At 56.3% G+C, this 23,700-nt stretch carries 31 protein-coding genes and 1 tRNA gene; 12 read left to right on the top strand and 20 right to left on the bottom strand.

Annotated elements, in window-relative coordinates; all coding sequences use genetic code 11:
- Window positions 1-7: 7 nt before the first annotated feature.
- The 5 genes from pheS to thrS all read right to left on the bottom strand — a co-directional run bounded on the left by pheS (window position 8) and on the right by thrS (window position 4,247).
- The gene (gene pheS / locus ACZ0A4_RS05120) at window positions 8-1,024 is read right to left on the bottom strand and encodes a phenylalanine--tRNA ligase subunit alpha (RefSeq protein ID WP_003226365.1); all 1,017 of its coding nucleotides are present in this window, start codon (window positions 1,022-1,024) and stop codon (window positions 8-10) included.
- A gap of 109 nt (window positions 1,025-1,133) precedes the next feature.
- Window positions 1,134-1,490, bottom strand: coding sequence for a 50S ribosomal protein L20 (rplT, locus tag ACZ0A4_RS05115; protein ID WP_007913489.1), 357 nt, complete (start codon window positions 1,488-1,490; stop codon window positions 1,134-1,136).
- 28 nt (window positions 1,491-1,518) lie between these two features.
- On the bottom strand, window positions 1,519-1,713 hold the full coding sequence (rpmI, locus tag ACZ0A4_RS05110) for a 50S ribosomal protein L35 (protein ID WP_002553160.1): 195 nt from the start codon (window positions 1,711-1,713) through the stop codon (window positions 1,519-1,521).
- 60 nt (window positions 1,714-1,773) lie between these two features.
- Window positions 1,774-2,325 (bottom strand): translation initiation factor IF-3, encoded by a 552-nt coding sequence (gene infC / locus ACZ0A4_RS05105; protein ID WP_170947229.1) that lies wholly within the window; start codon window positions 2,323-2,325, stop codon window positions 1,774-1,776.
- The gene (gene thrS / locus ACZ0A4_RS05100) at window positions 2,325-4,247 is read right to left on the bottom strand and encodes a threonine--tRNA ligase (RefSeq protein WP_007913488.1); all 1,923 of its coding nucleotides are present in this window, start codon (window positions 4,245-4,247) and stop codon (window positions 2,325-2,327) included. The genes infC and thrS overlap by 1 nt, the downstream gene beginning before the upstream one ends.
- 371 nt (window positions 4,248-4,618) lie before the next feature.
- On the opposite strand from thrS, the gene ACZ0A4_RS05095 reads away from it, so the two are divergent.
- Both ACZ0A4_RS05095 and ACZ0A4_RS05090 read left to right on the top strand, forming a co-directional pair.
- Window positions 4,619-4,921, top strand: coding sequence for a hypothetical protein (locus tag ACZ0A4_RS05095; protein WP_077571952.1), 303 nt, complete (start codon window positions 4,619-4,621; stop codon window positions 4,919-4,921).
- Window positions 4,922-5,211: 290 nt separating this feature from the next.
- A complete protein-coding gene (locus ACZ0A4_RS05090) occupies window positions 5,212-5,424 on the top strand; it encodes a cold-shock protein (RefSeq protein WP_003179963.1) in 213 nt (70 codons plus the stop codon).
- A gap of 72 nt (window positions 5,425-5,496) precedes the next feature.
- On the opposite strand, the gene ACZ0A4_RS05085 is transcribed toward ACZ0A4_RS05090, so the two are convergent.
- Both ACZ0A4_RS05085 and ACZ0A4_RS05080 read right to left on the bottom strand, forming a co-directional pair.
- Window positions 5,497-5,814, bottom strand: a complete 318-nt coding sequence (locus tag ACZ0A4_RS05085; RefSeq protein ID WP_463573384.1) for an I78 family peptidase inhibitor — start codon at window positions 5,812-5,814, stop codon at window positions 5,497-5,499.
- Window positions 5,815-5,983: 169 nt separating this feature from the next.
- Complete coding sequence (locus tag ACZ0A4_RS05080; protein WP_463573383.1) at window positions 5,984-6,289, bottom strand: hypothetical protein; 306 nt, start codon at window positions 6,287-6,289, stop codon at window positions 5,984-5,986.
- 131 nt (window positions 6,290-6,420) lie between these two features.
- Here ACZ0A4_RS05080 and ACZ0A4_RS05075 point away from each other — a divergent pair, with 131 nt between their 5' ends.
- Window positions 6,421-6,627 (top strand): hypothetical protein, encoded by a 207-nt coding sequence (locus ACZ0A4_RS05075; protein WP_141129944.1) that lies wholly within the window; start codon window positions 6,421-6,423, stop codon window positions 6,625-6,627.
- Window positions 6,628-6,660: 33 nt separating this feature from the next.
- Here ACZ0A4_RS05075 and ACZ0A4_RS05070 read toward each other — a convergent pair whose 3' ends face one another.
- The 9 genes from ACZ0A4_RS05070 to ACZ0A4_RS05030 form a co-directional block, all read right to left on the bottom strand.
- On the bottom strand, window positions 6,661-7,689 hold the full coding sequence (locus ACZ0A4_RS05070; RefSeq protein WP_463573381.1) for a nucleoside hydrolase: 1,029 nt from the start codon (window positions 7,687-7,689) through the stop codon (window positions 6,661-6,663).
- Between the two features lie 31 nt (window positions 7,690-7,720).
- The gene (gene rbsD / locus ACZ0A4_RS05065; protein ID WP_463573379.1) at window positions 7,721-8,125 is read right to left on the bottom strand and encodes a D-ribose pyranase; all 405 of its coding nucleotides are present in this window, start codon (window positions 8,123-8,125) and stop codon (window positions 7,721-7,723) included.
- Window positions 8,122-9,039, bottom strand: coding sequence for a ribokinase (gene rbsK / locus ACZ0A4_RS05060; protein ID WP_463573376.1), 918 nt, complete (start codon window positions 9,037-9,039; stop codon window positions 8,122-8,124). The genes rbsD and rbsK overlap by 4 nt, the downstream gene beginning before the upstream one ends.
- Before the next feature lie 24 nt (window positions 9,040-9,063).
- Window positions 9,064-10,083, bottom strand: a complete 1,020-nt coding sequence (locus tag ACZ0A4_RS05055; RefSeq protein ID WP_141129950.1) for a LacI family DNA-binding transcriptional regulator — start codon at window positions 10,081-10,083, stop codon at window positions 9,064-9,066.
- Window positions 10,084-10,086: 3 nt separating this feature from the next.
- Window positions 10,087-11,064 (bottom strand): ABC transporter permease, encoded by a 978-nt coding sequence (locus tag ACZ0A4_RS05050; protein ID WP_463573374.1) that lies wholly within the window; start codon window positions 11,062-11,064, stop codon window positions 10,087-10,089.
- A complete protein-coding gene (locus ACZ0A4_RS05045; protein ID WP_463573372.1) occupies window positions 11,061-12,614 on the bottom strand; it encodes a sugar ABC transporter ATP-binding protein in 1,554 nt (517 codons plus the stop codon). Before ACZ0A4_RS05045 ends, ACZ0A4_RS05050 begins: the two co-directional genes overlap by 4 nt.
- Before the next feature lie 56 nt (window positions 12,615-12,670).
- A complete protein-coding gene (locus tag ACZ0A4_RS05040) occupies window positions 12,671-13,627 on the bottom strand; it encodes a sugar ABC transporter substrate-binding protein (protein ID WP_007913476.1) in 957 nt (318 codons plus the stop codon).
- Window positions 13,628-13,851: 224 nt separating this feature from the next.
- Window positions 13,852-14,301 (bottom strand): hypothetical protein, encoded by a 450-nt coding sequence (locus ACZ0A4_RS05035; RefSeq protein WP_463573370.1) that lies wholly within the window; start codon window positions 14,299-14,301, stop codon window positions 13,852-13,854.
- Between the two features lie 185 nt (window positions 14,302-14,486).
- Window positions 14,487-14,666: a hypothetical protein gene (locus tag ACZ0A4_RS05030; RefSeq protein WP_463573368.1), complete on the bottom strand. Its 180-nt coding sequence runs from the start codon at window positions 14,664-14,666 to the stop codon at window positions 14,487-14,489.
- On the opposite strand from ACZ0A4_RS05030, the gene ACZ0A4_RS05025 reads away from it, so the two are divergent.
- The 3 genes from ACZ0A4_RS05025 to ACZ0A4_RS05015 all read left to right on the top strand — a co-directional run bounded on the left by ACZ0A4_RS05025 (window position 14,650) and on the right by ACZ0A4_RS05015 (window position 16,900).
- Window positions 14,650-15,738 carry an asparaginase gene (locus ACZ0A4_RS05025; RefSeq protein WP_007913474.1) on the top strand — a complete coding sequence of 363 codons (1,089 nt, stop codon included), beginning with the start codon at window positions 14,650-14,652 and terminating at the stop codon, window positions 15,736-15,738. The two genes, ACZ0A4_RS05030 and ACZ0A4_RS05025, sit on opposite strands and share 17 nt — an antisense overlap.
- Before the next feature lie 198 nt (window positions 15,739-15,936).
- The gene (locus ACZ0A4_RS05020) at window positions 15,937-16,206 is read left to right on the top strand and encodes a DUF1654 domain-containing protein (RefSeq protein WP_166219800.1); all 270 of its coding nucleotides are present in this window, start codon (window positions 15,937-15,939) and stop codon (window positions 16,204-16,206) included.
- A gap of 4 nt (window positions 16,207-16,210) precedes the next feature.
- The gene (locus ACZ0A4_RS05015) at window positions 16,211-16,900 is read left to right on the top strand and encodes an endonuclease (RefSeq protein ID WP_034152754.1); all 690 of its coding nucleotides are present in this window, start codon (window positions 16,211-16,213) and stop codon (window positions 16,898-16,900) included.
- 55 nt (window positions 16,901-16,955) lie between these two features.
- Here the strand turns inward: ACZ0A4_RS05015 and ACZ0A4_RS05010 are convergent, their stop codons facing one another.
- Both ACZ0A4_RS05010 and ACZ0A4_RS05005 read right to left on the bottom strand, forming a co-directional pair.
- The gene (locus ACZ0A4_RS05010; protein WP_463573366.1) at window positions 16,956-17,867 is read right to left on the bottom strand and encodes a siderophore-interacting protein; all 912 of its coding nucleotides are present in this window, start codon (window positions 17,865-17,867) and stop codon (window positions 16,956-16,958) included.
- 86 nt (window positions 17,868-17,953) lie between these two features.
- Window positions 17,954-18,322 (bottom strand): SPOR domain-containing protein, encoded by a 369-nt coding sequence (locus ACZ0A4_RS05005; RefSeq protein WP_463573365.1) that lies wholly within the window; start codon window positions 18,320-18,322, stop codon window positions 17,954-17,956.
- A 250-nt stretch (window positions 18,323-18,572) separates the two neighbouring features.
- On the opposite strand from ACZ0A4_RS05005, the gene csrA reads away from it, so the two are divergent.
- Window positions 18,573-18,767: a carbon storage regulator CsrA gene (csrA, locus tag ACZ0A4_RS05000; RefSeq protein ID WP_003179932.1), complete on the top strand. Its 195-nt coding sequence runs from the start codon at window positions 18,573-18,575 to the stop codon at window positions 18,765-18,767.
- A 214-nt stretch (window positions 18,768-18,981) separates the two neighbouring features.
- Here the strand turns inward: csrA and ACZ0A4_RS04995 are convergent, their stop codons facing one another.
- Entirely contained in the window at window positions 18,982-19,437 is a 456-nt protein-coding gene (locus ACZ0A4_RS04995) for a DUF2214 family protein (protein WP_463573364.1), read from the bottom strand.
- 720 nt (window positions 19,438-20,157) lie between these two features.
- On the opposite strand from ACZ0A4_RS04995, the gene ACZ0A4_RS04990 reads away from it, so the two are divergent.
- From ACZ0A4_RS04990 to ACZ0A4_RS04975, 4 genes are read left to right on the top strand one after another with little or no spacing between them, the layout of a single operon-like run.
- Window positions 20,158-20,655: a PAAR domain-containing protein gene (locus ACZ0A4_RS04990; RefSeq protein ID WP_463573363.1), complete on the top strand. Its 498-nt coding sequence runs from the start codon at window positions 20,158-20,160 to the stop codon at window positions 20,653-20,655.
- Between the two features lie 45 nt (window positions 20,656-20,700).
- Window positions 20,701-21,312 carry a lysozyme family protein gene (locus ACZ0A4_RS04985; protein ID WP_463573362.1) on the top strand — a complete coding sequence of 204 codons (612 nt, stop codon included), beginning with the start codon at window positions 20,701-20,703 and terminating at the stop codon, window positions 21,310-21,312.
- Window positions 21,309-21,653 carry a hypothetical protein gene (locus ACZ0A4_RS04980; protein WP_235372473.1) on the top strand — a complete coding sequence of 115 codons (345 nt, stop codon included), beginning with the start codon at window positions 21,309-21,311 and terminating at the stop codon, window positions 21,651-21,653. Before ACZ0A4_RS04985 ends, ACZ0A4_RS04980 begins: the two co-directional genes overlap by 4 nt.
- Window positions 21,654-21,689: 36 nt before the next feature.
- A complete protein-coding gene (locus ACZ0A4_RS04975) occupies window positions 21,690-22,001 on the top strand; it encodes a hypothetical protein (RefSeq protein WP_463573361.1) in 312 nt (103 codons plus the stop codon).
- A gap of 137 nt (window positions 22,002-22,138) precedes the next feature.
- Here the strand turns inward: ACZ0A4_RS04975 and ACZ0A4_RS04970 are convergent.
- Window positions 22,139-22,215: transfer RNA gene (locus ACZ0A4_RS04970), tRNA-Val, on the bottom strand.
- Window positions 22,216-22,398: 183 nt separating this feature from the next.
- On the opposite strand from ACZ0A4_RS04970, the gene ACZ0A4_RS04965 reads away from it, so the two are divergent.
- Window positions 22,399-23,682, top strand: a complete 1,284-nt coding sequence (locus tag ACZ0A4_RS04965; protein ID WP_463573360.1) for an NAD(P)/FAD-dependent oxidoreductase — start codon at window positions 22,399-22,401, stop codon at window positions 23,680-23,682.
- Window positions 23,683-23,700 lie beyond the last annotated feature (18 nt).

Below are 23,700 nucleotides of genomic sequence, written 5' to 3'. Positions count from 1 at the left end.
GTTACGACTAGCGAAATTGCGCGAGGAACCGCAAGTCGTTGTCGAAGAACAGACGCAAGTCGTTCACGCCGTAACGGAGCATGGCCAGACGCTCGACGCCCATGCCGAAGGCAAAACCGGAGAACTCTTCCGGGTCGATACCGGACATGCGCAACACGTTCGGGTGAACCATGCCGCAGCCCATCACTTCCAGCCAGCCAGTCTGTTTGCAGACGCGGCAGCCTTTACCGCTGCACATCACGCATTCCATATCGACTTCAGCGGATGGCTCGGTGAACGGGAAGTACGAAGGACGGAAACGCACGGCCAGCTCTTTCTCGAAGAACACCCGCAGGAATTCTTCGATGGTGCCTTTGAGATCGGCAAAATTGATGTCGCGATCGACCAGCAGGCCTTCGACCTGGTGGAACATCGGCGAATGGGTGATATCGGAGTCGCTGCGGTACACACGGCCTGGGCAGACGATGCGGATCGGCGGCTGTTTCGACTCCATGGTGCGGACCTGTACCGGCGAGGTATGGGTGCGCAGCAACATGTTGGCATTGAAATAGAAGGTGTCATGCATCGACCGGGCCGGGTGGTGGCCTGGGATGTTGAGCGCTTCAAAGTTGTGATAGTCGTCTTCGACCTCAGGGCCTTCGGCGATGCCGTAGCCGATACGGGTGAAGAACTGTTCTACGCGTTCCAGAGTCCGGGTCACCGGATGCAGACCACCGGAGGTCTGACCACGGCCCGGCAACGTTACGTCAATGGATTCGGCAGACAGTTTGGCAGCCAGTTCGGCTTCTTCAAACAGAGCCATGCGCGCATTGAGAACGCCTGTGACACGTTCCTTGGCAACGTTGATCAGGGCGCCGACTTGCGGACGCTCTTCTGCCGGCAAATTCCCCAGGGTCTTCATCACCTGAGTCAATTCACCCTTTTTGCCAAGGTATTGAACCCGGATTTGCTCCAGGGCATTGATATCTTCAGCGCTTTGCACAGCCTCTAGTGCTTGAGAGACCAGCGCATCCAGGTTTTCCATGTACAGACTCCAGATACAAAATAGGGGAAGAGCTTGAAGGCTCTTCCCCTATTTAAGACGTTTACCACCTGGCCCCACGGAAGCGAGGCCGGGTGATTGTCGGGGGTACTTAAGCCAAGGTGGCTTTAGCTTTCTCGACAATCGCAGCAAACACCGCTTTTTCGTTCACTGCCAGATCAGCCAGAACCTTACGGTCGATCTCGATGGACGCTTTTTTCAGGCCAGCGATGAAACGGCTGTAGGACAGACCGTTAACACGAGCACCAGCGTTGATACGAGCGATCCACAGTGCGCGGAACTGACGTTTTTTCTGACGACGGTCACGGTAGGCGTATTGGCCTGCCTTGATTACCGCTTGCTTGGCAACACGGAATACGCGGGAGCGTGCGCCGTAGTAGCCTTTAGCAAGTTTCAGAATTTTTTTGTGACGCTTACGGGCAATGACGCCACGCTTTACACGAGCCATGAGTTACTTCCTCTATTCTTGACTAAAATTAACGAAGGCGCAGCATGCGCTCGACTTTTGCCACGTCAGACGGATGCAGCAAGCTGCTACCGCGCAGTTGACGCTTACGCTTGGTCGACATTTTAGTCAGGATGTGGCTCTTGAAAGCGTGCTTGTGCTTGATACCGTTAGCAGTTTTCAGAAACCGCTTAGCAGCACCACTTTTGGTTTTCATTTTTGGCATGTTCGGATACTCCGCATTCAGTTGATAAACATAATCAGAAGGCCTGCCGTGCCCTGTTGATTACTTCTTCTTTTTCGGGGCGATGACCATGATCAGTTGGCGTCCTTCCATCTTAGGATGCTGTTCGACCGAACCGTACTCGAGCAGGTCAGCTTCAACCCGCTTGAGGAGTTCCATCCCCAGCTCCTGGTGGGCCATCTCACGGCCGCGGAATCGCAAGGATACCTTGGCCCTGTCCCCATCACTCAGGAAACGTACCAGGTTGCGCAGTTTTACCTGGTAATCCCCTTCCTCCGTCCCTGGACGAAACTTGATTTCTTTAACCTGAATCTGCTTCTGGTTTTTCTTGGCCGCGGCAACCTGCTTCTTCTTCTCGAAGATCGATTTGCCGTAGTCCATCAGTTTGCAAACAGGGGGTACTGCATCGGCGGAAATTTCCACCAAATCCAGTTTGGCCTCTTCAGCCTTAAGAAGCGCGTCTTCAATTGACACAATCCCAAGCTGTTCACCTTCAGCCCCAATTAACCGAACCTCGCGTGCCGAGATATTCTCGTTGATCGGGGCTTTCGGTGCAGCTCGTTTATCTTGTCTCATTTCACGCTTAATAATAATTACTCCGAATCTGGGCGACCACGCCGGGAAACCGCTTGCGCGAGAAACTCAGCGAACTGGGCGACGGGCATCGAGCCCAGGTCAGCACCTTCACGAGTACGCACAGCGACAGTCTGCATCTCGACTTCCTTATCTCCGATTACCAAGAGATAGGGAACCTTGAGCAAAGTATGCTCGCGGATTTTAAAGCCGATCTTTTCATTTCTCAAGTCGGACTTGGCACGAAATCCGCTTTCGTTGAGAGTTTTTTCAACTTCTGCAACAAAATCAGCCTGTTTATCAGTGATATTCATGATCACCGCCTGGGTCGGCGCGAGCCACGCAGGGAATGCACCTTCATAGTGCTCGATCAGAATCCCGACGAAACGCTCAAAGGAACCGAGGATCGCACGGTGCAGCATCACCGGGTGTTTGCGGCTGTTGTCTTCAGAGACGTATTCAGCGCCCAAACGGACAGGCAGGTTAAAATCGAGCTGCAGAGTACCACATTGCCAGACGCGACCGAGACAGTCTTTCAGCGAGAACTCGATCTTCGGACCGTAGAACGCACCCTCACCCGGCTGCAGATCGTACGGCAGGCCCGCAGAATCAAGGGCTGCAGCCAATGCGGCCTCAGCGCGATCCCACAGTTCGTCGGAACCGACGCGTTTTTCCGGACGAGTGGACAGTTTCATCTCGACATCGGTAAAGCCGAAGTCGCGGTAAACGTCCATGGTCAGTTTGATGAATGCGGCGGATTCGGCCTGCATCTGCTCTTCTGTGCAGAAGATGTGGGCGTCGTCCTGAGTGAACGCACGTACGCGCATGATGCCGTGCAGCGCACCCGACGGCTCGTTACGGTGGCAGGCACCGAATTCGGCCAGACGCATCGGCAGCTCGCGGTAGCTCTTCAGGCCCTGGTTGAACACCTGCACGTGGCACGGGCAGTTCATCGGCTTGATCGCGTAGTCGCGGTTTTCCGACTGAGTGGTGAACATGTTGTCGGCGTAGTTGGCCCAGTGCCCGGATTTCTCCCACAGGCTACGGTCAACGACTTGAGGGGTTTTGATCTCAAGGTAGCCGTTGTCGCGCTGAATCTTGCGCATGTACTGCTCGAGCACCTGGTACAGAGTCCAGCCGTTCGGGTGCCAGAACACCATGCCCGGGGATTCTTCCTGGGTGTGGAACAGGCCCAGACGCTTGCCGATCTTGCGGTGATCGCGTTTTTCAGCTTCTTCGATGCGCTGGATGTAAGCCGCCAGCTGCTTTTTGTCTGCCCAAGCGGTGCCGTAAACGCGCTGCAATTGCTCGTTCTTGGCGTCGCCGCGCCAGTAGGCACCGGACAGCTTGGTCAGCTTGAAGGATTTCAGGAAGCGTGTGTTCGGCACGTGCGGGCCACGGCACATGTCGACGTATTCTTCGTGATAGTACAGGCCCATGGCCTGCTCGTTCGGCATGTCCTCGACCAGGCGCAGTTTGTAGTCTTCGCCACGAGCCTTGAACACCTCGATCACTTCGGCGCGCGGTGTGACTTTCTTGATCACGTCGTAATCTTTTTCGATCAGCTGCTGCATGCGCTGTTCGATGGCAGCCATGTCGTCCGGAGTAAAAGGACGCTCGAAGGCGATGTCGTAATAGAAGCCTTCGTCGATGACCGGCCCGATGACCATTTTCGCAGTCGGGTACAGCTGCTTGACCGCATGACCCACCAGGTGAGCGCAAGAGTGGCGAATGATCTCCAGCCCCTCTTCATCCTTTGGCGTGATGATTTGCAGGGTCGCGTCGCTACTGATGATGTCGCTGGCGTCGACCAGTTGCCCATTGACCTTGCCGGCCAGGGTGGCTTTGGCCAGACCGGCACCAATGGATGCGGCGACCTCGGCTACGGAAACCGGGTGATCGAATGAACGTTGACTGCCGTCGGGAAGAGTAATAGTTGGCATGGCGCCTCCTCTCCTAGTGGTGACCCCTACCAAAGGTCACGTGGGTTGGGATGAGCCAGTACAAGATCCGATCCAGGCCATTCAATGACGAACGCCTGCCTTACAGCGGCAGGAGCCTTGCGGCCAACCGGAAAACCGAACCAGAGTGACTGGGATTCAAATCGAATTATTCGCACGTCGACCGCTGCCGGGACTGTAGGTCATCCGGAGCCTGAGAACGCTTGAGCCCGGCATGCTAGCACAGATGAGCGGTCAGTTATGCCTCTGTTTGATCACAAGGCAAATCGTCTGTTTTTATGCCAGAGTGCTGAACTTGATGGCCTCTTCAGCCCTCAGATAACAAGACATTGACCCACAAGGAGCATCCTCGCATGCGTCTGAATACCCTGTTCGCCGTCGTCGCCCCTATCGTTATGTTGCTGCCGCTGAGTGCCCACGCCGACTGGCCGAAGGGCGAGCGTGAGAAGTACATGGCCCAGTGCACCCAGGCGGCGACTCCGCAAATTGGCGCTGCTGCCGCCAAATCGCACTGCGCTTGTGGCGCTGATGCCATCAAGTCCTATCCGGCCAGCGACATTCAGGCGCTGATGGACAATAAGGCTACCCCTGAATTGCAGCAGAAAGCCTTGGGTCAAATTGCCAAATGCAAGGCAAATACCCCGGCTAAAAAGTGATCAAAAAGGTCTTTTGAGTCGGCTCAGCGCCTCTAAAAAGGGCTGAATTTGGGCCTTTTCGGACGATTTATGCAGGTTTTACAGGTTTTTTTATTGTCTTTACGTTCCGCGCAAAGCCTTGTAAACCGGGGCTTTCAGCCGAAATCAGCAGTAAAGAAAACACGACTGATTGGCAAACAGCACGTCCGGGGGGCTACCAAAGCGAACATTTCGACTATGATACCCGGGTGTGCCCAGTTGGCCTGAGCAGCACAGTACTACTGAAAATATATGTTTCTTGGAGATACACCATGTCTAATCGCCAAACCGGCACCGTTAAATGGTTCAACGATGAAAAAGGCTTCGGCTTCATCACTCCTCAAGGTGGCGGTGACGACCTGTTCGTACACTTCAAAGCTATCGAATCCGACGGTTTCAAAAGCCTGAAAGAAGGCCAGACCGTCTCCTTCGTGGCTGAGAAAGGCCAAAAGGGTATGCAAGCTGCACAGGTTCGCCCAGAGTAATTTCTGCGCGCACTAAAAAAACCCCGTCCATGTGACGGGGTTTTTTATGCCTGCAAAAAAAGCGCTGTGCAATCAGCCGCAGTTGACGCGAGTGACCACCAGGTTGTTGTCGGTGTTCAGATTCAAGCGGTCGGAGCGGTACTCGAGCGTGATCATGTCGTTCGGCTTGAGGAAACGGGCATTCTGCGCCCCTGCCTTGTTGCGTGCCTGCTCCAGCAGTTCCGGCGAAGCTTTCTTGCCGATGGCGAACTCCGCCGCCGTTGCTTCACAGCGGCTGTGACCGGCTTCGGTCGCCGCAGATTCCTTTGCCGACTCGCTGGAGGTCGTGCTGCAACCGGCCAACATGGCAGCGGCCAAAAGTGCACCCAGTGTCGCGAACTTCAAAGGCATGAAGCCTCCTTGTTTTCAAAATGGTTAAGCTGAGATCGTGCGACCGCCATTCCAGCGATTGGTTTCACGGCCAACGCCATCACCCTGCCCCACGATCGGAAAAACGCCGAGTGTGCCTGAGCGGCATGTGTCACTTCAGCAATCAATCGTGACTGAATATTAATGACACTCAGTAAACGTCGATGTAGTCATACGGTGGGTTCGGCCAGTTGTCCTTCAGCGCGTTGAAAATCTGCATCACCCATACCTCGTCACTGGCCGCGACATTACCCACGTAGCCGGAACCCTTGGCCCAGGTTTCAAGGCGAAACAACAGGCCATCGATATCCTGCCCGCCGGTGATACCCGAAGAGATGTAGGCGATACCGCCCTTGGTCACGCGCAACTGCCTGTGTTCGTCATCGCTGGCCGAAGCGAGCAACTGGCGCACTGCGTCGAGCGTGAGTCCGTCAGGAGTGTTCAAATCGATCTGCACAACACGATCCTTGAAAAGCCTTAAAAGACCAAGTGTCGCATAGCGCTCCGTTCATGCCTAAGTCGCAGTGCCAAACGCCCGACAAAATGGTTAACTCGAAACTCAGACTTTCCGACTTTTCGAGCGTTCTCATGACCACCATCAGCATCGACGCCGCCATTAATGCCAAATGGGCAGACGGACACAGCTCCTACAGCCCGGGAACCACCGAAGAGCTGGCGCTGATTGGTATCGATCTATTGGTCAAGGAGCTGGGCACGGAGGCGGCTCAGCAATTCATCAAGCAGATTTTCGAGCGCTACCCGACCGAACAGGACGAACACACTGAGAGGGTGTAAAAACCCGCAGGCTGGCACCTGCGGGCGAATGATTTACTTCAAGCGTTTCAGACGCTCGGTCAGCAAGTCAAAGAAGCCTTGCGCGTCGCCATTTTCCACCCAGAAGGCGTTCTTCGGCGCTTTCAGGCCATCGTACCAGTCGACGATGGTCTGACCGAAAGTCGGCCCTTCGCGGCTATCCACCACGACATTCACCGAACGACCGGTGAACAGTTCCGGCTTGAGCAGATAGGCCACAACGGTTGCGTCATGCACCGGGCCACCCGGAATACCGTAGTGCTCCATGTCGCCTTTGATGTACTCATTGAGGATGTCGCCGACAATCTTGCTCGCGTTATTGTTCAGCGCCGCGATCTGCTTCAGTCGCGCATCACTGGTGAGAATCTTGTGGGTCACGTCCAGTGGCAGGTAGGTCAGTTTCACGCCGCTTTTCAGGACCACTTCGGCCGCTTGCGGGTCAGCAAACAGGTTGAATTCGGCCACCGGAGTGATATTGCCACCGTTGAAGTGCGCACCACCCATGATCACCACTTCCTTGATGCCCTGAACAATTTCAGGCTCCTGGATCAGCGCCAATGCCAGGTTGGTCTGTGGACCGAGCATGGCGATCGTGATGCTGTGCGGCTTGGCTTTTTTCAGCGTTTCGATCAAGTAGTTGACGGCATTGCCTTCAGCCAGCCCCTTTTTCGGTTCGTGCACGGTGACACCCGACAGGCCTTCCTTGCCATGGATGTTCTCGGCGTAGATCGGCGTACGCATCAGCGGCTTCGGCGCACCGGCGTAAACCGGCACGTCTTCGCGCCCTGCCCACTCGCGAGCCAGCCGTGCATTGCGCGAAGTCTTGTCGAGGCGCACGTTGCCGGCGACGGTGGTCAGCGCGCGAATGTTCAGTTCGTCCGGCGAGGCCAGAGCGAACAGCAAGGCGACTACATCGTCAGCACCCGGGTCGGTGTCAATGATCAGGTCGATTTTCTCCGCCGCCTGAGCGCCGGTGGCAGTTATCACGGACAAAAGCAGCAGGCTCCGGATGAATTGATGCAGTTTCTGAGCATAGCGTTGCATGGCGCATTCCTTGTGCATGTGGAATCGAAAATCAGAACGTAACCCCGGCGACGAGGACGATATTGCAGTACGGCTGGCATTCGCCTGTACGAACAATCGCGCGAGCCTGTCGACTGAGAACCTTGAATTGCTCATGACTGAGCAGATCGCGACGCCCCAGAGCGCCCTCTTCATTCAACTCATCCAGCGTAATCAGCGCGGTCGGTTGTTTGTCGAAGATTTCTTTGGCCAGCGCATGGCTTTCCACCTGCATCTCGCTGAGCACGACTTTCAAGGTGCCGACGAAATCCGGGACGCCGTGGGTCAGCGCCAGATCAATGAGCTCGACGCCCGGCGGCACTGGCAGCCCGGCATCACCAATAACCACCATGTCGCCATGGCCCAGGGACGCGATCAGCCGCGACAAGGCGACGTTGAGCAGAGGAGTCTTTTTCATGCGGGTTTAAAGGCCTGTACGTCGGATTGGGTTGGAATGGAAGGCTGCGCGCCGGCACGAGTTACCGACAGCGCGGCGGCGATCTGCCCGTAGCGAATCGCTTCAGCCTCGGACTTGCCATTGGCCAGCGCCGCCGCAAAGCCACCGACAAAAGTGTCTCCGGCGGCGGTGGTGTCGACAGCCTTCACTTTCGGTGCCGGAAAATGCTCAAAGTTCTGGCCATTGGCGAACAGCGAACCTTGAGCGCCCAGGGTGATGATGACTTTGCCTGCTCCCATGGCAATCAGTTGGCTGGCCGCACGCTCTGCGGTTTCCAGCGAGTCCACAGGCAATCCGCTCAACGCGGTGGCTTCGCTCTCGTTGGGAATCAGGTAATCGATCGCGGCAAACCAGTCTGCCGGCAGTGGGCGACTGGCAGGCGCCGGGTTGAGGATGACGGTTTTACCCAGTGCTCGCGCACGCTTGAGCGCATGCCCGACCGTGGCATCGGGAATTTCGAGCTGGCAGATGATCACGTCTGCGGCTTGCAGAACCGCATCGAAACGGTCGATCACTGCAGGGGTCATTGCGCCGTTGGCGCCGGCGACGATGACAATGGCGTTCTGACTGTTGTCATCGACCACGATCAGCGCCACGCCGCTGGAATCATTGACTGTACTCACTGCCTGACAATCGATTTGCTCGGCCAACAAAGCGTTACGCAATTGCACGCCATAGTCGTCATCGCCAACGCAGCCGACCATTGCCACCTGTGCGCCCAAACGCGCTGCGGCCACCGCCTGATTGGCGCCCTTGCCACCGGAAACCGTGGCAAACGAATGGCCGATCAGCGTTTCACCACCTACGGGCAGCCGTGGCGCCCGGGTCACCAGATCCATGTTCAGGCTGCCTATTACCACTACATTTGCTGGCATACATCATTACTCGTCAATTCGGTTTCAGCGGTATTCGGTGAACACGCCGGACAACGGTGCGGTCGATTCGCGCAAGACAATACTCGGGGTCACGATCCGCTGATCGGTACCCAGAGTCGGCGTAGCAATCCTTCGCAACAGCACTTCGGCCGCCATCTCGCCCAGTTGCAGGATCGATTGCCCCACCGTGGTGAGCGCCGGATACACGTAACGACTCATCTGGATATCGTCAAAGCCAATCACCGACAGCTCGCTCGGCACGCGAACATTTCGCTCCGCCGCCGCGCGCAGAACACCGATACCGATCATGTCGTTTCCGGCGAAGATCGCGCTTGGCGGATTGCTCTCCAGCAAAATCGCTGCCGCGTTGTAGCCGCCGGTACTGGTGAAATCACTTTCCAGCATGCGCGCTTGTCGCACTTCAATGCCCGCTTCTTTCAGCGCCCGGCAATATCCGGCCTGACGCATCTGCGCCACACTGGTACTCGCCGGACCGCCAATGGTGGCAATGTCGCGGTGACCCAATTCCAGCAAGTGCCGGGTTGCGAGGTAAGCGCCGTATTCATGGTCGATGCGCACAAGATCGGCATCAACACCGTCAAGACCCCGGTCGACGATGACCATCGGCGTCTTTACCCCCGCCAGTCCCTGCGCCAGGCCGCTGTCACCGCCAGCGGAGGCGACGATCAAGCCGTCGATGCGTTTCTCCAGCAATACGCGCAAATAGCTGCGCTGCTTGTCGGGGTTATCGTCGGAGTTGCAGAGGATTACGCAGTAGCCATTACGCTCGCAATAATCCTCGATGCCCCGTGCCAGTTCCGCGAAGTACGGGTTGAGACTGTTCGGCACCAGCAGGCCGATGGTTGCAGTGGTCTTGGCCTTCAGCGAGCGCGCTACCGCACTCGGCACATAGTCGAGGCTCTTGATCGCCGCCTCGACTTTCAACCGCACTTCCTGACTGACCGGCCGGGTGTTGTTCACCACATGTGACACCGTCGTGTAGGAAATCCCCGCGAGGGCTGCCACGTCCTTGATCGTTGCCATGTCTTAGCCCCGGCGACTGGCGCGTTGACTGCGATAAGTATCAAGCACCACCGCGATCACAATTACCGCACCGGTGATGATGCGTTTGGTCGGCTCGGTCGCGCCGATCTGCGCCAGACCTGCCGCCAGTACCGAGATGATCAATACGCCAAAGAATGTGCTGATCACCGAGCCACGTCCGCCCATCAGGCTGGTACCGCCAATCACCACCGCGGCGATCACTTGCAGCTCCAGACCGGAACCGGCGTTCGGGTCAGCGGCTTCCAGACGGGAAATCTGAAACAGCGCGGCGACACCGGCCAGCAGGCCCATCAGGCTGAACACCAGAATCTTGTAAGGCTTCGGGTTGATCCCGGCCAGGCGTACGGCTTCTTCGTTGGTGCCGATGCCGATCAGGTAGCGACCGAACACGGTGCGAGTCAAAACGGCCTGGGCAATGATGATCACCAGCAAGGCAATGATGAACGACGGCGAGATACCGAATGCAACCGGGTTCGACAGCCAGGCGAACGAGTCACCGATATACGCGGTGCGCGATCCGGTCATCTGATACGCCAGACCCCGAGCCATCTCCAGCACACCCAGGGAGACGATGAACGATGGAATCCGCCAGGCCACTGTAATCGAACCAGTGACTGTACCAGCCAGTGCCGCCACAGCCATGCCGAGCAACGCTGACGGCAACACACCCCAGCCCCAACCGAGAATGGCGACGCTGACCGTCGAAGCGGCCAATGCGAGCACCGAGCCCACCGAGAGGTCGATGCCGCCGATGATCAATACAAAGGTCATGCCGACTGCCAGCACCATCAGATCTGGAATCTGGTTGGCCAGCGTACTGAAGGTGTTATAGGACAGAAAGTGGCTGCTCAAGACCGAGAACAGCGCAATCATCGCCAGCAAGGCACCGGCCAGGCCCAGATAAGTGCCCAAGCCATAGAAGTTGCCACCACGTTTGCCGGCAGGAGATGCAGATTTCATGGAAGATCCCTAGGCGCCGCTTCATTGAGCAACGCATCACGTTTTTGGTAGCCGGCGAACGCGGCGGCAAGCAAGTCGTCCTGGGTCCAGCTGTCGCGCTCGAAGGTGTCGATCAAGCGCCCCGCTGACAACACGCCGATGCGGTCGCAGATCAGCATCAGTTCACGCAGGTCACTGGACACCACCACCAGCGCTTTGCCCTGGCGCGTCAGTTCGCCGAGCAAGGCGTAAATGTCAAATTTGGCGCCGACGTCGATGCCACGGGTCGGCTCATCGAACAGCAGCACCGAACAGTCACGCTCCAGCCAGCGGCCGATCACGACCTTCTGCTGGTTGCCACCGGACAACTCTGAAACCAGCTGCGTCGGGCTTGAACTGCGGATACGCATGGCGTCGATCTGACGCTGCGCCAGAGCGATTTCGTCGCCGTTGTTGACGACCCCGCCGCTGGAAATTTCCGGCATGTTGCCGAGGGCGATGTTGGCGCTGATCGACTGACTGAGCAGCAGGCCTTCACCTTTGCGATCTTCAGTAATCAACGCGATGCCATTACGCACCGCATCGACCGGCGAGCGTACGCTGACCACTTTGGCTGGCGAGCCGAGGGCGATGGTGCCGCTGTCGGCGGCGTCTGCACCAAAGATCAGGCGCAGTAATTCCGTGCGCCCTGCCCCGATCAATCCAGAAACACCGAAGATCTCGCCGGCACGCACTTCGAAGGAGACATCGCGAACTTTGTCGGAACGGGTCAGGCCTTTGATCGTCAGCGCCGGGGCACCGATCTTGCGCGGGCCCATGTCGATATGCTCGCCCAGTTCACGACCGACCATCAGCGTAACCAGTTGCTCGCTGTTGTAATTGGCCATCGGCTCGACACAGACCAGATTACCGTCACGCAGGACAGCGATGCGCTGCGCTACGCGGGCCAGCTCTTCGAGACGGTGGGAAATGTAGATGATCGAAACGCCGCGCGCCTGCAAGCGGGTGATCTGCTCAAAGAGCATTTCTACTTCACGCGCGGTGAGCATCGCAGTCGGCTCGTCGAGGATCAGCACATGGCAGTCGCCAATCAGGTTGCGGGCGATTTCAACCATTTGTTGGTGGCCGATGCCCAACTCGCCGACCAGCGTATCCGGATCAATTGCGTCGAGGCCGACTTGCGCCATGGCTTCGATCGCGGCCTTGCGCAACTGCTTGCGGCTGATCCAGCCGCCGTTGCTTGGCAGATTGTCGAGAAACAGGTTTTCCGCGACCGACAGCGTCGGCAACAGATTGAGTTCTTGCATGACCATGCGCACGCCGAGCTCTTCGGCCTGGGTACGACTGCCCGGACGATAGTCCTTACCGTGGAATTGCATCTCGCCGGTGGTCGGGGTGACCAGTCCGCCGATGATTTTCGACAGGGTGCTTTTGCCGGCGCCATTCTCGCCGGTCAGCGCCAGCACTTCACCGCGCATCAGCGTCAGATCGATGCCGCTGAGCACCGGCTGCGCATAGGTCTTACCGATACCGCTGACCGAGAGGACAGCGTTCGGAGCGGAAACTGACATAAAAACTCTCCATGCGCTCGCCCGGACGGACGAGCGCCGTTGTGTCGCCAGAAGACTTACTGGGTGACCAGCTCGACCGGTGTTTCGATCACGCCATTGGCGCCGCTGTCGACTTTCTCGCCCTTGATGATTTTCAGCGCGGTTTCGATGCCGAACACAGCTTGCTTCGCAGCGAACTGGTCAGCGGTGGCCAACACGCGACCGTCCTTCAACATTGGCTTGATCGCATTGATGTTGTCGTAACCGACGACCTTCACCTGACCAGCCTTGCCGGCGGCGCGCACGGCGGAGACAGCACCTACAGCCATGCTGTCGTTGCCGGCCAGCAATGCCTTGACGTCCGGGTATTCGCTGAGGATCGAGGCGGCAACCTTGTTGCCCTTGTCGATTTCCCAGTCACCGGATTGCAGGGAAACGATCTTGATCTGTGCAGCGTCCATCGCATCCTTGAAGCCAGCGGTACGCTGCTGAGCGTTGGTCGTGGTGGACACGCCCTCAATGATGCCGACTTCGTCACCGGCCTTGAGCTGCTTGGCCAGATACTCACCGACCAGACGCGCACCTTTGCGGTTGTCCGGTCCTACGAATGGCACGCTGATGTTTTTGCTTTTGACGATGGCCGGATCGAGCTGGTTGTCGATGTTGATCACGGTGATGCCGGCGTCGACGGCTTTCTTGATCACCGGCACCATGGCCTTGGAATCGGAAGGCGCGATCACCAGTGCATTGACCTTGGCCAGGATCATTTGCTCGACGATGCGGGTCTGGCCAGCAGTGTCGGTTTCATCCTTGATGCCATTGGAGATCAGGTCGAAATCGGCGGAGTGTTCTTTCTGGTAGGCCTTGGCGCCATCTTCCATGGTCAGGAAGAATTCGTTGGCCAGAGACTTCATGACCAGCGCGACTTTAGGTTTTTCGGCGGATTCGGCGAATGCCGAGGAGACAGGTAGTGCGGCGGCTGTGGCAGCCAGCATAGCGACAGCAAGAAGACGTCCAGCGAATGGCAGCTTCATGGGTTCACTCCGATCTTATGATTATTGTGAGCAACGCTTGCGCCGGCGTAAGCTACTTCGCTTTCTGCCGGGCCATGAAGCACCGGGAGAGCCACGCAAACGTTTGCGTAGACCGAACTATGCGAATCCCGCCGACATTTGTCAACAATCAGAAATCGTCATTTGTCAACAATCAGAAATCGTCATTTGTTGTAGGGCGAATCGTCCGACTCGCCCTTCGCTGGTTATACCGTGGTGCTGACCAGATTACCGCTGGTGGAATTCTTCGTCATTTCCTTGACCAATGCACCGGCCACTTCTGCCATCGCGGCGCTGGTTTGCGCGATCTGCCCTTGAATGGACATCACCGCTTGCGATTTCGCCTCAGGCGTCGGATAGGTCTTGGCTTGTGCGGCCGCCAGTTGTTGTTGCTGCTCCTGGAGTTGCTTTTGCAGTTCCTGCATTCGCTTGAGCAACATCTTGACGGTGACACTCAGGTTGTCGCCGCTTTCTGCCTTGCTGTCTTCTGGCGCGGCAGCACCACCGGTCCTGACCTGATTGTTCGATTCTTTCTCAGTGCCCAGCGCCTCGGTGGAAGCGTCCGCTCCCGCCTCGCTCAATGCATTGATGGTCGCTGCGGTTTTGCCGCCAATGGTGACTGCAGCAGGATTAGATAAACCGACCGTCAGTGACATGTGAACTCCCTAGATTCTGTTTCCTTGAACAACCATCGGCCCCCGCGAAGGTTTCTTTAGCACAAAAGCCGAAACCGGCCACTCGAATCACTCGACAAAAGCAGTAGTCCTTTTCGGAGAGCCGAACGCGAAAGTGCCCAGTGTTCGGAAACCCGGATAAACAATTCTCCCCGCGATTGGCCAACTCATAAAATCTTGATGTAAATCATCAGGTTAAACATTTCTCTGACGCAAAGTACGGCTGGTACAGATCCTGCTCCCTTCACCGCACCCCGGGCATCCAGATCGGCTTGGGTTGCATCTAGATGAACCTGCATCAGCACCGTCTCACTACTAGAGAGAAAAATAATGAAATCTGCTTTCAACACTTTGGTTCCGGGCGCTTTGGCCCTCCTCCTGCTCCTGCCCAGCGCCCTTCAGGCAAAAGAAGTCGAAACCCAGACCAAGCTCGCTAACGTCGTAGTACTTGCCACCGGCGGCACCATCGCCGGTGCTGGCGCGAGCGCCGCCAACAGCGCCACCTACCAGGCGGCAAAGGTTGGCGTCGAACAATTGATCGCCGGCATTCCCGAACTGAGCAAACTGGCGAATGTGCGTGGCGAACAAGTCATGCAGATTGCTTCGGAAAGCATCACCAACGAAAACCTGCTGCAACTGGGTCGTCGTGTAGCCGAACTGGCTGACAGCAAAGACGTCGACGGCATCGTCATTACCCACGGCACCGACACCCTGGAAGAAACCGCCTACTTCCTCAACCTGGTGGAAAAAACCGACAAACCGATCATCGTCGTCGGTTCGATGCGTCCGGGCACTGCCATGTCCGCCGATGGCATGCTTAACCTGTACAACGCCGTGGCCGTGGCCAGCAGCAAAGAAGCGCATGGCAAAGGCGTACTGGTGACCATGAATGACGAAATCCAGTCCGGTCGCGACGTCAGCAAGATGATCAACATCAAGACCGAGGCGTTCAAAAGTGCCTGGGGCCCCTTGGGTATGGTGGTTGAAGGCAAATCCTACTGGTTCCGCTTGCCAGCCAAGCGTCACACCATGGATTCGGAATTCGACATCAAAAACATCAAGAGCCTTCCTGACGTAGAAATCGCTTATTCCTACGGCAACGTCAGCGATACTGCCTACAAGGCTCTTGCCCAATCCGGTGCCAAGGCAATTATCCATGCCGGTACCGGTAATGGCTCGGTCTCCTCCCGCGTGGTTCCGACCCTGCAAGCGCTGCGCAAGGATGGCGTGCAAATCATTCGTTCGTCCCACGTCAACGCTGGCGGCTTCGTTCTGCGTAACGCCGAACAGCCAGACGACAAGTACGATTGGGTTGTCGCTCACGACCTGAACCCGCAGAAAGCCCGCATCCTGGCAATGGTCGCCCTGACCAAAACCAACGACAGCAAAGAGCTGCAACGGATGTTCTGGGAATACTGATTCGCCTTCGCCCGATCAATTCTCGATCGGGCACCCTGCGCACTACTCGCCCAACGGGCGGGTGGTGCATCGCTTACAACGCTCTCGTACTTTTCACACAAAAAATTCGACACGGCCTACACCAAAATCGGAAAACCGCTGTCAGAGGTTTTTCTTGAATTTTAAGCAGTTGCGAAAATGCTTACAGTTAAATACTGTATGCACGTACAGCTTAATAAGGATAACCTCGTGGCCACCTCCCCTGATGCTCCTGACGCTTACGAACGCATGGGCATGCGCGTTCAGAAAATCATCAATTCCCCTACTGCCCAAAAAGCCAAAGCCGCACTGATCTTCCGTCTGCCGGACGAGCCGATGGACGAGTGGGAACGCTTGCTTGAAGAAATCGACGAGAACGACAACGTTACCCTCGCCTATCGCGACGACGGTGGTGTGCAGATTTTTTGGGTTGTGCCGAAGGAAGATTGATTCAATGAGTGTCCGCTGTTTTGCTTTGCTGCTTTTGTTCATCGCCATGGGTGCCCAGGCTGGCGCACCCCGCACCTTTACCGAAGCCAAGAAGGTCGCCTGGAAGCTTTATGCGCCGCAGTCCACAGAGTTTTATTGCGGGTGCAAGTACACCGGCAACAAGGTTGACCTGAAGGCTTGCGGCTACGTACCGCGCAAGAATGCCAAGCGTGCGTCACGCATTGAATGGGAACACATCGTGCCGGCCTGGCAGTTCGGCCATCAGCGTCAGTGCTGGCAGGAAGGCGGCCGCAAGAACTGCACCCGATACGACCCAAGCTATCAAAAGGCTGAAGCCGATCTGCATAACCTGGTGCCGAGTATTGGCGAGGTCAACGGAGACCGCAGCAACTTCAGCTACGGCTGGCTGCCGGTGCAATCCGGGCAGTATGGCTCGTGCCTGACTCAGGTCGACTTCAAGGCGAAGAAGGTCATGCCTCGCCCGTCAATTCGCGGCATGATCGCCCGCACCTATTTCTACATGAGCAAGCAGTACGGCTTGCGCCTGTCGAAACAGGATCGGCAACTGTATGAGGCGTGGGACAAGACTTACCCGGTGCAGGACTGGGAGCGTCAGCGCAATCAGAGCGTGGCGTGTGTGATGGGGCGCGGTAATGAATTCGTCGGCCCGGTGAACATGAAAGCCTGCGGTTGATTGCAGCGCAGAAAAAAGGCCTCGAACGTTATGTTCGAGGCCTTTTCATTTGTGCCTAGTTGGCTGCCTTGTTGTGGCGCCAGTAGCCCATCAAATTGAGAGACTCACGAGGCATCCCACACTCTTTGATCAGGTATCTGCGCAAACTCATCACCGCCGCCGACTCTCCGGCAATCCAGCCGTAAAAGCCTTCAGTGGCGGTATCGGCGATTTCCCAGAGAATGTCCTTTTCTATGTCGACGTCAGCCAATTCAATCGCTTGCCCCGCTGAAGATGCATGGATTGGTAGAGTCGCCGCCCTCACCGCCTCCACCATCAGCGCTCCCGCGACTATTTCGCTCGCAGGATCCCGGATCAACCAACTTACCGACAACCCTGGCCAATCCGGGACGTCGAGCATGTCCTGAATACTGTCCACTTCAAAAAATGCCTGAACTTGTGGTGGCTCGGCGAGCATCGCCAATTCATCAAGAATGCCCATGGCCGCTGGCAGTGCTGTCGCATCTGCAACGAGCAAAAGTTGCTTGAGTGCCTGTGGCGGCTTCCATTCGAAACCGCCGGCCTCCTGCGCCGAGAAATGGCGATCGGGCGCGAGGATCTGCATCGAATCACCTGGCTGCGCATGCAGCGCCCAGCGCGACGCCGGCCCGGCCTCACCATGCAGAACAAAATCAATATCGACTTCGCCTTGCTCCGCGCGTAAATGCCGGATGGTGTAGGTGCGCATGGCGGGACGTCGGTCTGCCAGCATCGCGCGAAATCGGGCGTACCAACCCTCCTCTTGAGAGAGCTTCGCGTGCGAGCCATTGGCCGCAGGAAAAAACAGCTTCACCCGCTGATCCGGCGCCCAGGTCGCCATTTCCCGGACTGGAGGACCGACCAGCGTGATCCGCATCATGTGCGGGCTCAACTGAGTTTTTCGATGCAAGGTCACATCGAACAATTTGTAAGGATTGGCGGAGGCCATGGAAACTCCTTGAGGAAATCATCAGCGACTTCAGTAGGAACGAATCGCGCTAGAGAGCCTTTAGGAGATTCCGCCGACCGGAACGTTTACGGCGTGAGCGGATGCTCGACCAACACCGATTCAACGTTTTGTTTCTTGGCCTTCACCAGCGCGGCATCCACTTGAACCTTGCGAGCTTCCGCTTCAGCCTGGGAGTTGAACGGGCCAATCAGAATTCGCGTTTTGCCGCTGCTGTCCTTGATCACCGTAGGCACGAAGGCGTGCTCGATCAGCCAGCCACTCAGGTCGCTGACAGCCTGTGGCGTTTCACCGCGCACTTCGAGATCCCATTGTGGTGCAGCAGCCGTCGCCGGCGCCGTCACTGCTGCCGACTGTGGTTTTGGTGCGTCTGCCTTCTTGCCTTCACCACACCCTGCCAATACCAGTGCCGCGACTACCCAAACCAATTTGCGCACAACGCTTTCCTCGAAATTCTCAAAGCCGCGATCTTATCATTCATAAATACTTCGCGAGCCCCGCAAAATGGGCACAAAACAACGAGATTGATGCCTGCAGCCTCTGTATAGTTACGCCCTGGGAATTAATGCCGCATCTGCGCGTCAGAAAGAGGCACCCAAACCGTGAGACTTCGCACTAATCTATACGTACCACCGACCTCTGCACTGTCTGAATCAGGTGCCCTACAAAGCAATCAAGGAGAAGACCATGCTGATACTCACCCGCAAAGTCGGTGAAAGCATAAACATCGGTGATGACATCACTATCACCATTCTGGGCGTAAGCGGCCAACAGGTTCGCATTGGCATCAACGCTCCGAAAAACGTTGCCGTGCACCGTGAAGAGATTTACCAGCGCATTCAGGCTGGCCTGACCGCCCCGGACAAGCCACAAACTCCCTGAACCAATCGCAGTCAGTAGCCAGTCCGTTTACCTTGTGGAATGACTGGCTAGAGATTCACGCGCCGTATTGCATCCGCTCCCCATCTTACGGGCACGGCGCCTGACACATGATCCTTGCGCGTTACCCTCCCGCCCTTTCTCCTGATCGATACTACCGAGCATTCTCAAGGCTGGCTGTCGGACATTTCCGATAGAGCGAAGGGAATTCGCCTTCCTACCCGAACGTCACACCACGTGCCATGCCTGTGGCTGCAACCATCATCAGCACCAGTAGCAGCGCTTCGACGTGACTGATGCGTGCAAACAACTTTGCTCTCCCGGGATCGAGTACCGCCCCCCGCGCCTTGGCGATCCGCCACTTGATCAGCGTGATCATCGGCGCAAGCTCCATCAACAGAATCAGAACGAACAGCGTCATCTTCAGGTGAAACAGCGGCTGATGAAGATAATAGTCACTGCCTTTTTCGTAACCGCCAAAGGCACGCATCCCGCCTGTGATCAACAAGATCAGCGCGCAAATTCCCCAGAAATTGTCAGCCAGCAGAACCCGCCCGGCCTCCCCCGTCCCGGCCGCCAGGCGACTGAACGCCGTCCCACGCGTCAGTACCGCCCAAAAACCCAAGGCAAATGCCAGCAGATGAACAGCTGCAAGAAACCAATGAACCAGCATCGATACACCCTCATCGCAAAGAGTTGAAAATCGGCCAGTCAGTAGTAGTTGAAAAAACAAGGATTTGCCTGCGGGGTGTTGCCAGGCTTTCAGGAGAGATCGAAAGGAGAAATTTCGCCAGCTGAGGCAAATCGCGGGCAAAAAAAATCCCAAGCAGCTGATGGAAGCTTGGGATTTAAAAATGCATAAACCGTGGTGGTGAACGCGGGGCGGATCTTACTGAATCATCCTGCGCGTAACAACTTATTTTTGATAACCGGCCGGTTAAAAATCATCGTAAGTCATTAAATATCCACACTATTTCAAAGGACGATGGCGACAAACGGTTACTCATTGACCGCGACAAAGCACAATCCCGGGAGGAGCGTCGGCCCCTTCCACCCCGCCTGATAATTCGCGCGCCAATCAGCAAGGATCGCAAACCAATCAAAGCGTGGAAAAACCCGTGAAAACTCGCCAAAAATCAGTCAACTAAAAAGATGTAACAATTGTTAACCATCCTTCGAAATAGTAGGATCATCTGCGTACGAACTTACATGGACGGTTCAATTTGATGCGCTCCAAACCTATGGACGGGTTCCTCCCCGCCGGCGTCCGCTCAACTCCACGCCGCCGCCCGCAGCGCCCAGACATTTCATAAAGACGCCACGGATAGCTCGCATCGTCGAAATCAGCGACAGCCTGCCAGCACCCGCCTGAACCCTTGAAAAGGATTTTCCCATGAGTGGCAAACCCGCTGCCCGCGTAACAGATCCCACCAACTGCCCCCTGCCGGGACATGGTACGAATCCAATTGCCAGTGGCTCACCCAATGTAAACTTCGATGGCCTGGCTGCTGCTCGAATGACCGACAAATCTGCGTGTGGCAGCCCCATTACCGGCGGAGTAAGTACGACGGTGTTCATCAACGGGCTGAATGCTGCAACTAAAGACAGCACTGGAGCCCACGGTAATGTGGTGATTGGCGGATCCGGCACAGTGATTATTGGCGACACCGTGGTCACAGCACCGTTTAGTGGGTTGATGCCAATGCCTGTGCACTTCAGCGACAAGTTTCAACTGATCGATGAAGATTCTGGCGAACCCCTGCCGGATCACATCTACGCCTTCCAGCGCGCCGATGGCAGCATCGAACACGGCGTCAGCGACAAGAATGGCTACACACACGTTGTCAGCTCGCACCTTGCGGAAACCATCACGCTCTTTTTAGAAGACTGAGTTATCGCCGAACCCGCAAATCAACATTTTTGAGCGAGCATCAACGTGACAGACGTGATCAGCCCCAATGGCAAAAAAATGTCGCCCAGACTCACAAGAGCGGTGACCCCGATAAAAGACACCACCGCAAAAACGATGTTGCTATCAGTCAAGCAAGAGAAACGACGGGCGGAAAATGAAGAGTATTTGAAGAACAAGAACGTGAAGGCTTTTCTGGATACCCTTGCGAAAGCCGAGGGTGGCGATTACCACGCAAAATATGGCTTCGGGTGGGCCCGTGGGAACTGGGCTTTTACTGATGAATCGACGCACCCTGGCGCCGGCTTCGGCGGCAAGACCACGGCGTCTGGCAGGTATCAAATTACGATAGCGTCCTGGAGAGACAACTGCATTACGGCAATGGGGTTATCCGACTTCTCTCCAAAAACGCAGGATTTAACGGCAATCGAAATTCTACGCAAAGTGCGCGCTATTGATCCGATCGTAAATGGCGATATTCAAGATGCCATTCACAAGGCATCGGGACGATGGGAAGCCTTACCATTAGGTCCCCGCCAGGCGAATCGCCAATTGGGTGGACATCCTTCCGGCCAACCCTATACGCCCTATGAAGAAGTTGTAACCAACTACAAGAGTTTTGGCGGTACCACAAAATGAAACCCTGCGCTGTCACCTGTTTTCTTCTCGCTTGCATAAGTTTATTCGCCAACGCAACTGAGCTGCCCATTAACAAGGGAATGCCATTTCTGAGCGCACGAAAAGCGCTGCTCAAGCAAGGCTGGCAACCAAACTTGACGGATGAAATGGACCCCGACGGCCTAATGAAAACACTTAGAAATATGGGGGTCAGCGAAGTGCAGCGATGCACGGAAGGCGTTCAATACTGCGAGTTCAACTATAAAAGAAACAACGAATGCCTCGTCGTCAGCACAACAGGCGAAAAGGTCAAAGACATGAGAATCAACAATTGGGGCTTCAAATGCCCTGACACCGATTAAGGGCGACTCACAGTGAGATTCGCCCCTTGTGCTTGCATGTTGTTTTATTTCTCCAGCGCCATTGCCTGCGCATCAGATCTTCCAATCAAGCAAGGCATGCCATTCTTAGCGGCACGGAGCGTATTGCTCCAGCACGACTGGAAGCCAAGTGCGGCGAAAGAGATGCAGCCGGTTGGCACGGCACTGGAACTTGAAAACATTGGAATTGTAGAAATCGAGCGATGCACCCAAGGAGTGCAGTACTGCGAATTCCATTACAAAAAAGACAACGAATGCCTGGGCATCACGACGACAGGAGAAGAGGTAGAAGAGCTGATCATTGATGCCTGGGATTTTGAATGCCAATAATCCTTCCAGACACAATCGCCCACACCGTACAGAACACACCCGATACCTTTTGAGCACTCCGCACAAATCGCAGACAACAAAAAAGGGCCCACCTTTCGGTGAGCCCTTCTAGACCGCCCAGCAGAGCGGATTTTGTTTGGTAGGCGCGATTGGACTCGAACCAACGACCCCCACCATGTCAAGGTGGTGCTCTAACCAACTGAGCTACGTGCCTGCTGTGAGGCGGCATTCTACGGAATTCCGGAGGGGTGTCAACACCTTTTTTTCACCTAACCCTATGAATATGCAAAATATTTAATTTCGGGTCGTTGGCGAAGATTTTCCGGTGGCTGGCGGAGGTTTTTCAACTCGGGTAGGATCGACGCACTCGTAAAATATATTAAACAGAGGCTGCAGGATGGCGAACACCCCTTACCCAGAGTCTTATTACGCTGCGTCGGCCAATGCCGTACCGACCCGCCCTGTCTTGCAGGATGATGTGGAGACGGACGTCTGTGTGATCGGCGCCGGGTATACCGGATTGTCCTCTGCCCTGTTTCTGCTGGAAAACGGTTTTCGCGTCACCGTGCTGGAAGCGGCCAAGGTCGGTTTCGGCGCCTCTGGGCGTAATGGCGGGCAGATCGTCAACAGTTATAGCCGTGACATTGATGTGATCGAACGCAGCGTTGGCCCCAAGCAGGCGCAATTGCTCGGGCAGATGGCATTCGAGGGTGGTCGGATCATTCGCGAGCGCGTGGCCAAGTACAACATCCAGTGCGACCTGAAGGACGGCGGCGTGTTCGCAGCCCTTACCACCAAGCAGATGGGCCACCTGGAATCGCAGAAGCGCCTCTGGGAGCGCTTCGGCCATACGCAACTCGAATTGCTCGATCAACGCCGCATCCGTGAAGTGGTTGCGTGCGATCAGTACGTCGGCGGCATGCTCGACATGAGCGGCGGCCACATTCATCCGCTGAATCTCGCACTCGGCGAAGCGGCAGCGGTTGAGTCCCTCGGCGGGACCATTTATGAGCAATCGCCCGCCGTGCGCATCGAGCGCGGCGCCAACCCGGTGGTGCATACGCCGCAAGGCAAGGTCAGGGCCAAGTTCATCATCGTCGCGGGCAATGCCTATCTCGGCAATCTGGTACCGGAACTGGCGGCCAAATCGATGCCGTGCGGCACGCAGGTGATCACCACCGAGCCACTGGGTGACGAGCTGGCGAAAGCGCTGCTGCCGCAGGACTACTGCGTCGAAGACTGCAATTACCTGCTCGACTACTACCGCCTCACGGGCGACAAACGCCTGATCTTCGGCGGCGGCGTGGTGTATGGCGCACGGGATCCAGCGAACATCGAGGCGATCATCCGTCCGAAAATGCTCAAGGCGTTTCCGCAGCTCAAAGACGTGAAGATTGATTACGCATGGACCGGAAATTTCCTGCTGACCCTGTCGCGTTTGCCGCAGGTTGGACGCCTGGGCGACAACATCTATTATTCGCAGGGTTGCAGCGGCCATGGCGTGACGTACACGCACTTGGCGGGCAAAGTCTTGGCTGAGGCTTTACGCGGTCAGGCTGAGCGCTTTGATGCGTTTGCGGATTTGCCACACTACCCGTTCCCCGGCGGACAGATGTTGCGTACGCCGTTTGCGGCGCTGGGCGCGTGGTATTACGGACTGCGCGATAAATTCGGGATGTAAAAAAAGGGCCGCTGTTAG

The sequence above is a fragment of the Pseudomonas sp. AC172 genome (assembly GCF_979258595.1).
Note: the sequence above shows the minus strand (reverse complement) of the source record. Positions and strands in the feature narration are given on the sequence as shown.

What these genes read in the sequence shown, in the direction of transcription:
- ACZ0A4_RS05055 (WP_141129950.1), bottom strand. Translation starts at nt 10,083, where the DNA reads ATGGCAACGATCAAGGACGTGGCAGCCCTCGCGGGGATTTCCTACACG.
- csrA (WP_003179932.1), top strand. Translation starts at nt 18,573, where the DNA reads ATGCTGATACTCACCCGCAAAGTCGGTGAAAGCATAAACATCGGTGAT.
- ACZ0A4_RS05025 (WP_007913474.1), top strand. Translation starts at nt 14,650, where the DNA reads ATGAAATCTGCTTTCAACACTTTGGTTCCGGGCGCTTTGGCCCTCCTC.
- rbsK (WP_463573376.1), bottom strand. Translation starts at nt 9,039, where the DNA reads ATGCCAGCAAATGTAGTGGTAATAGGCAGCCTGAACATGGATCTGGTG.
- ACZ0A4_RS05015 (WP_034152754.1), top strand. Translation starts at nt 16,211, where the DNA reads ATGAGTGTCCGCTGTTTTGCTTTGCTGCTTTTGTTCATCGCCATGGGT.
- ACZ0A4_RS04980 (WP_235372473.1), top strand. Translation starts at nt 21,309, where the DNA reads ATGAAACCCTGCGCTGTCACCTGTTTTCTTCTCGCTTGCATAAGTTTA.
- ACZ0A4_RS05035 (WP_463573370.1), bottom strand. Translation starts at nt 14,301, where the DNA reads ATGTCACTGACGGTCGGTTTATCTAATCCTGCTGCAGTCACCATTGGC.
- ACZ0A4_RS05045 (WP_463573372.1), bottom strand. Translation starts at nt 12,614, where the DNA reads ATGTCAGTTTCCGCTCCGAACGCTGTCCTCTCGGTCAGCGGTATCGGT.
- ACZ0A4_RS04965 (WP_463573360.1), top strand. Translation starts at nt 22,399, where the DNA reads ATGGCGAACACCCCTTACCCAGAGTCTTATTACGCTGCGTCGGCCAAT.
- ACZ0A4_RS04995 (WP_463573364.1), bottom strand. Translation starts at nt 19,437, where the DNA reads ATGCTGGTTCATTGGTTTCTTGCAGCTGTTCATCTGCTGGCATTTGCC.
- thrS (WP_007913488.1), bottom strand. Translation starts at nt 4,247, where the DNA reads ATGCCAACTATTACTCTTCCCGACGGCAGTCAACGTTCATTCGATCAC.
- rpmI (WP_002553160.1), bottom strand. Translation starts at nt 1,713, where the DNA reads ATGCCAAAAATGAAAACCAAAAGTGGTGCTGCTAAGCGGTTTCTGAAA.
- ACZ0A4_RS04975 (WP_463573361.1), top strand. Translation starts at nt 21,690, where the DNA reads ATGTTGTTTTATTTCTCCAGCGCCATTGCCTGCGCATCAGATCTTCCA.
- ACZ0A4_RS05010 (WP_463573366.1), bottom strand. Translation starts at nt 17,867, where the DNA reads ATGGCCTCCGCCAATCCTTACAAATTGTTCGATGTGACCTTGCATCGA.
- ACZ0A4_RS04990 (WP_463573363.1), top strand. Translation starts at nt 20,158, where the DNA reads ATGAGTGGCAAACCCGCTGCCCGCGTAACAGATCCCACCAACTGCCCC.
- ACZ0A4_RS05020 (WP_166219800.1), top strand. Translation starts at nt 15,937, where the DNA reads ATGCACGTACAGCTTAATAAGGATAACCTCGTGGCCACCTCCCCTGAT.
- ACZ0A4_RS05040 (WP_007913476.1), bottom strand. Translation starts at nt 13,627, where the DNA reads ATGAAGCTGCCATTCGCTGGACGTCTTCTTGCTGTCGCTATGCTGGCT.
- ACZ0A4_RS05070 (WP_463573381.1), bottom strand. Translation starts at nt 7,689, where the DNA reads ATGCAACGCTATGCTCAGAAACTGCATCAATTCATCCGGAGCCTGCTG.
- ACZ0A4_RS05075 (WP_141129944.1), top strand. Translation starts at nt 6,421, where the DNA reads ATGACCACCATCAGCATCGACGCCGCCATTAATGCCAAATGGGCAGAC.
- ACZ0A4_RS05090 (WP_003179963.1), top strand. Translation starts at nt 5,212, where the DNA reads ATGTCTAATCGCCAAACCGGCACCGTTAAATGGTTCAACGATGAAAAA.
- rplT (WP_007913489.1), bottom strand. Translation starts at nt 1,490, where the DNA reads ATGGCTCGTGTAAAGCGTGGCGTCATTGCCCGTAAGCGTCACAAAAAA.
- ACZ0A4_RS05050 (WP_463573374.1), bottom strand. Translation starts at nt 11,064, where the DNA reads ATGAAATCTGCATCTCCTGCCGGCAAACGTGGTGGCAACTTCTATGGC.
- ACZ0A4_RS05095 (WP_077571952.1), top strand. Translation starts at nt 4,619, where the DNA reads ATGCGTCTGAATACCCTGTTCGCCGTCGTCGCCCCTATCGTTATGTTG.
- rbsD (WP_463573379.1), bottom strand. Translation starts at nt 8,125, where the DNA reads ATGAAAAAGACTCCTCTGCTCAACGTCGCCTTGTCGCGGCTGATCGCG.
- pheS (WP_003226365.1), bottom strand. Translation starts at nt 1,024, where the DNA reads ATGGAAAACCTGGATGCGCTGGTCTCTCAAGCACTAGAGGCTGTGCAA.
- ACZ0A4_RS05085 (WP_463573384.1), bottom strand. Translation starts at nt 5,814, where the DNA reads ATGCCTTTGAAGTTCGCGACACTGGGTGCACTTTTGGCCGCTGCCATG.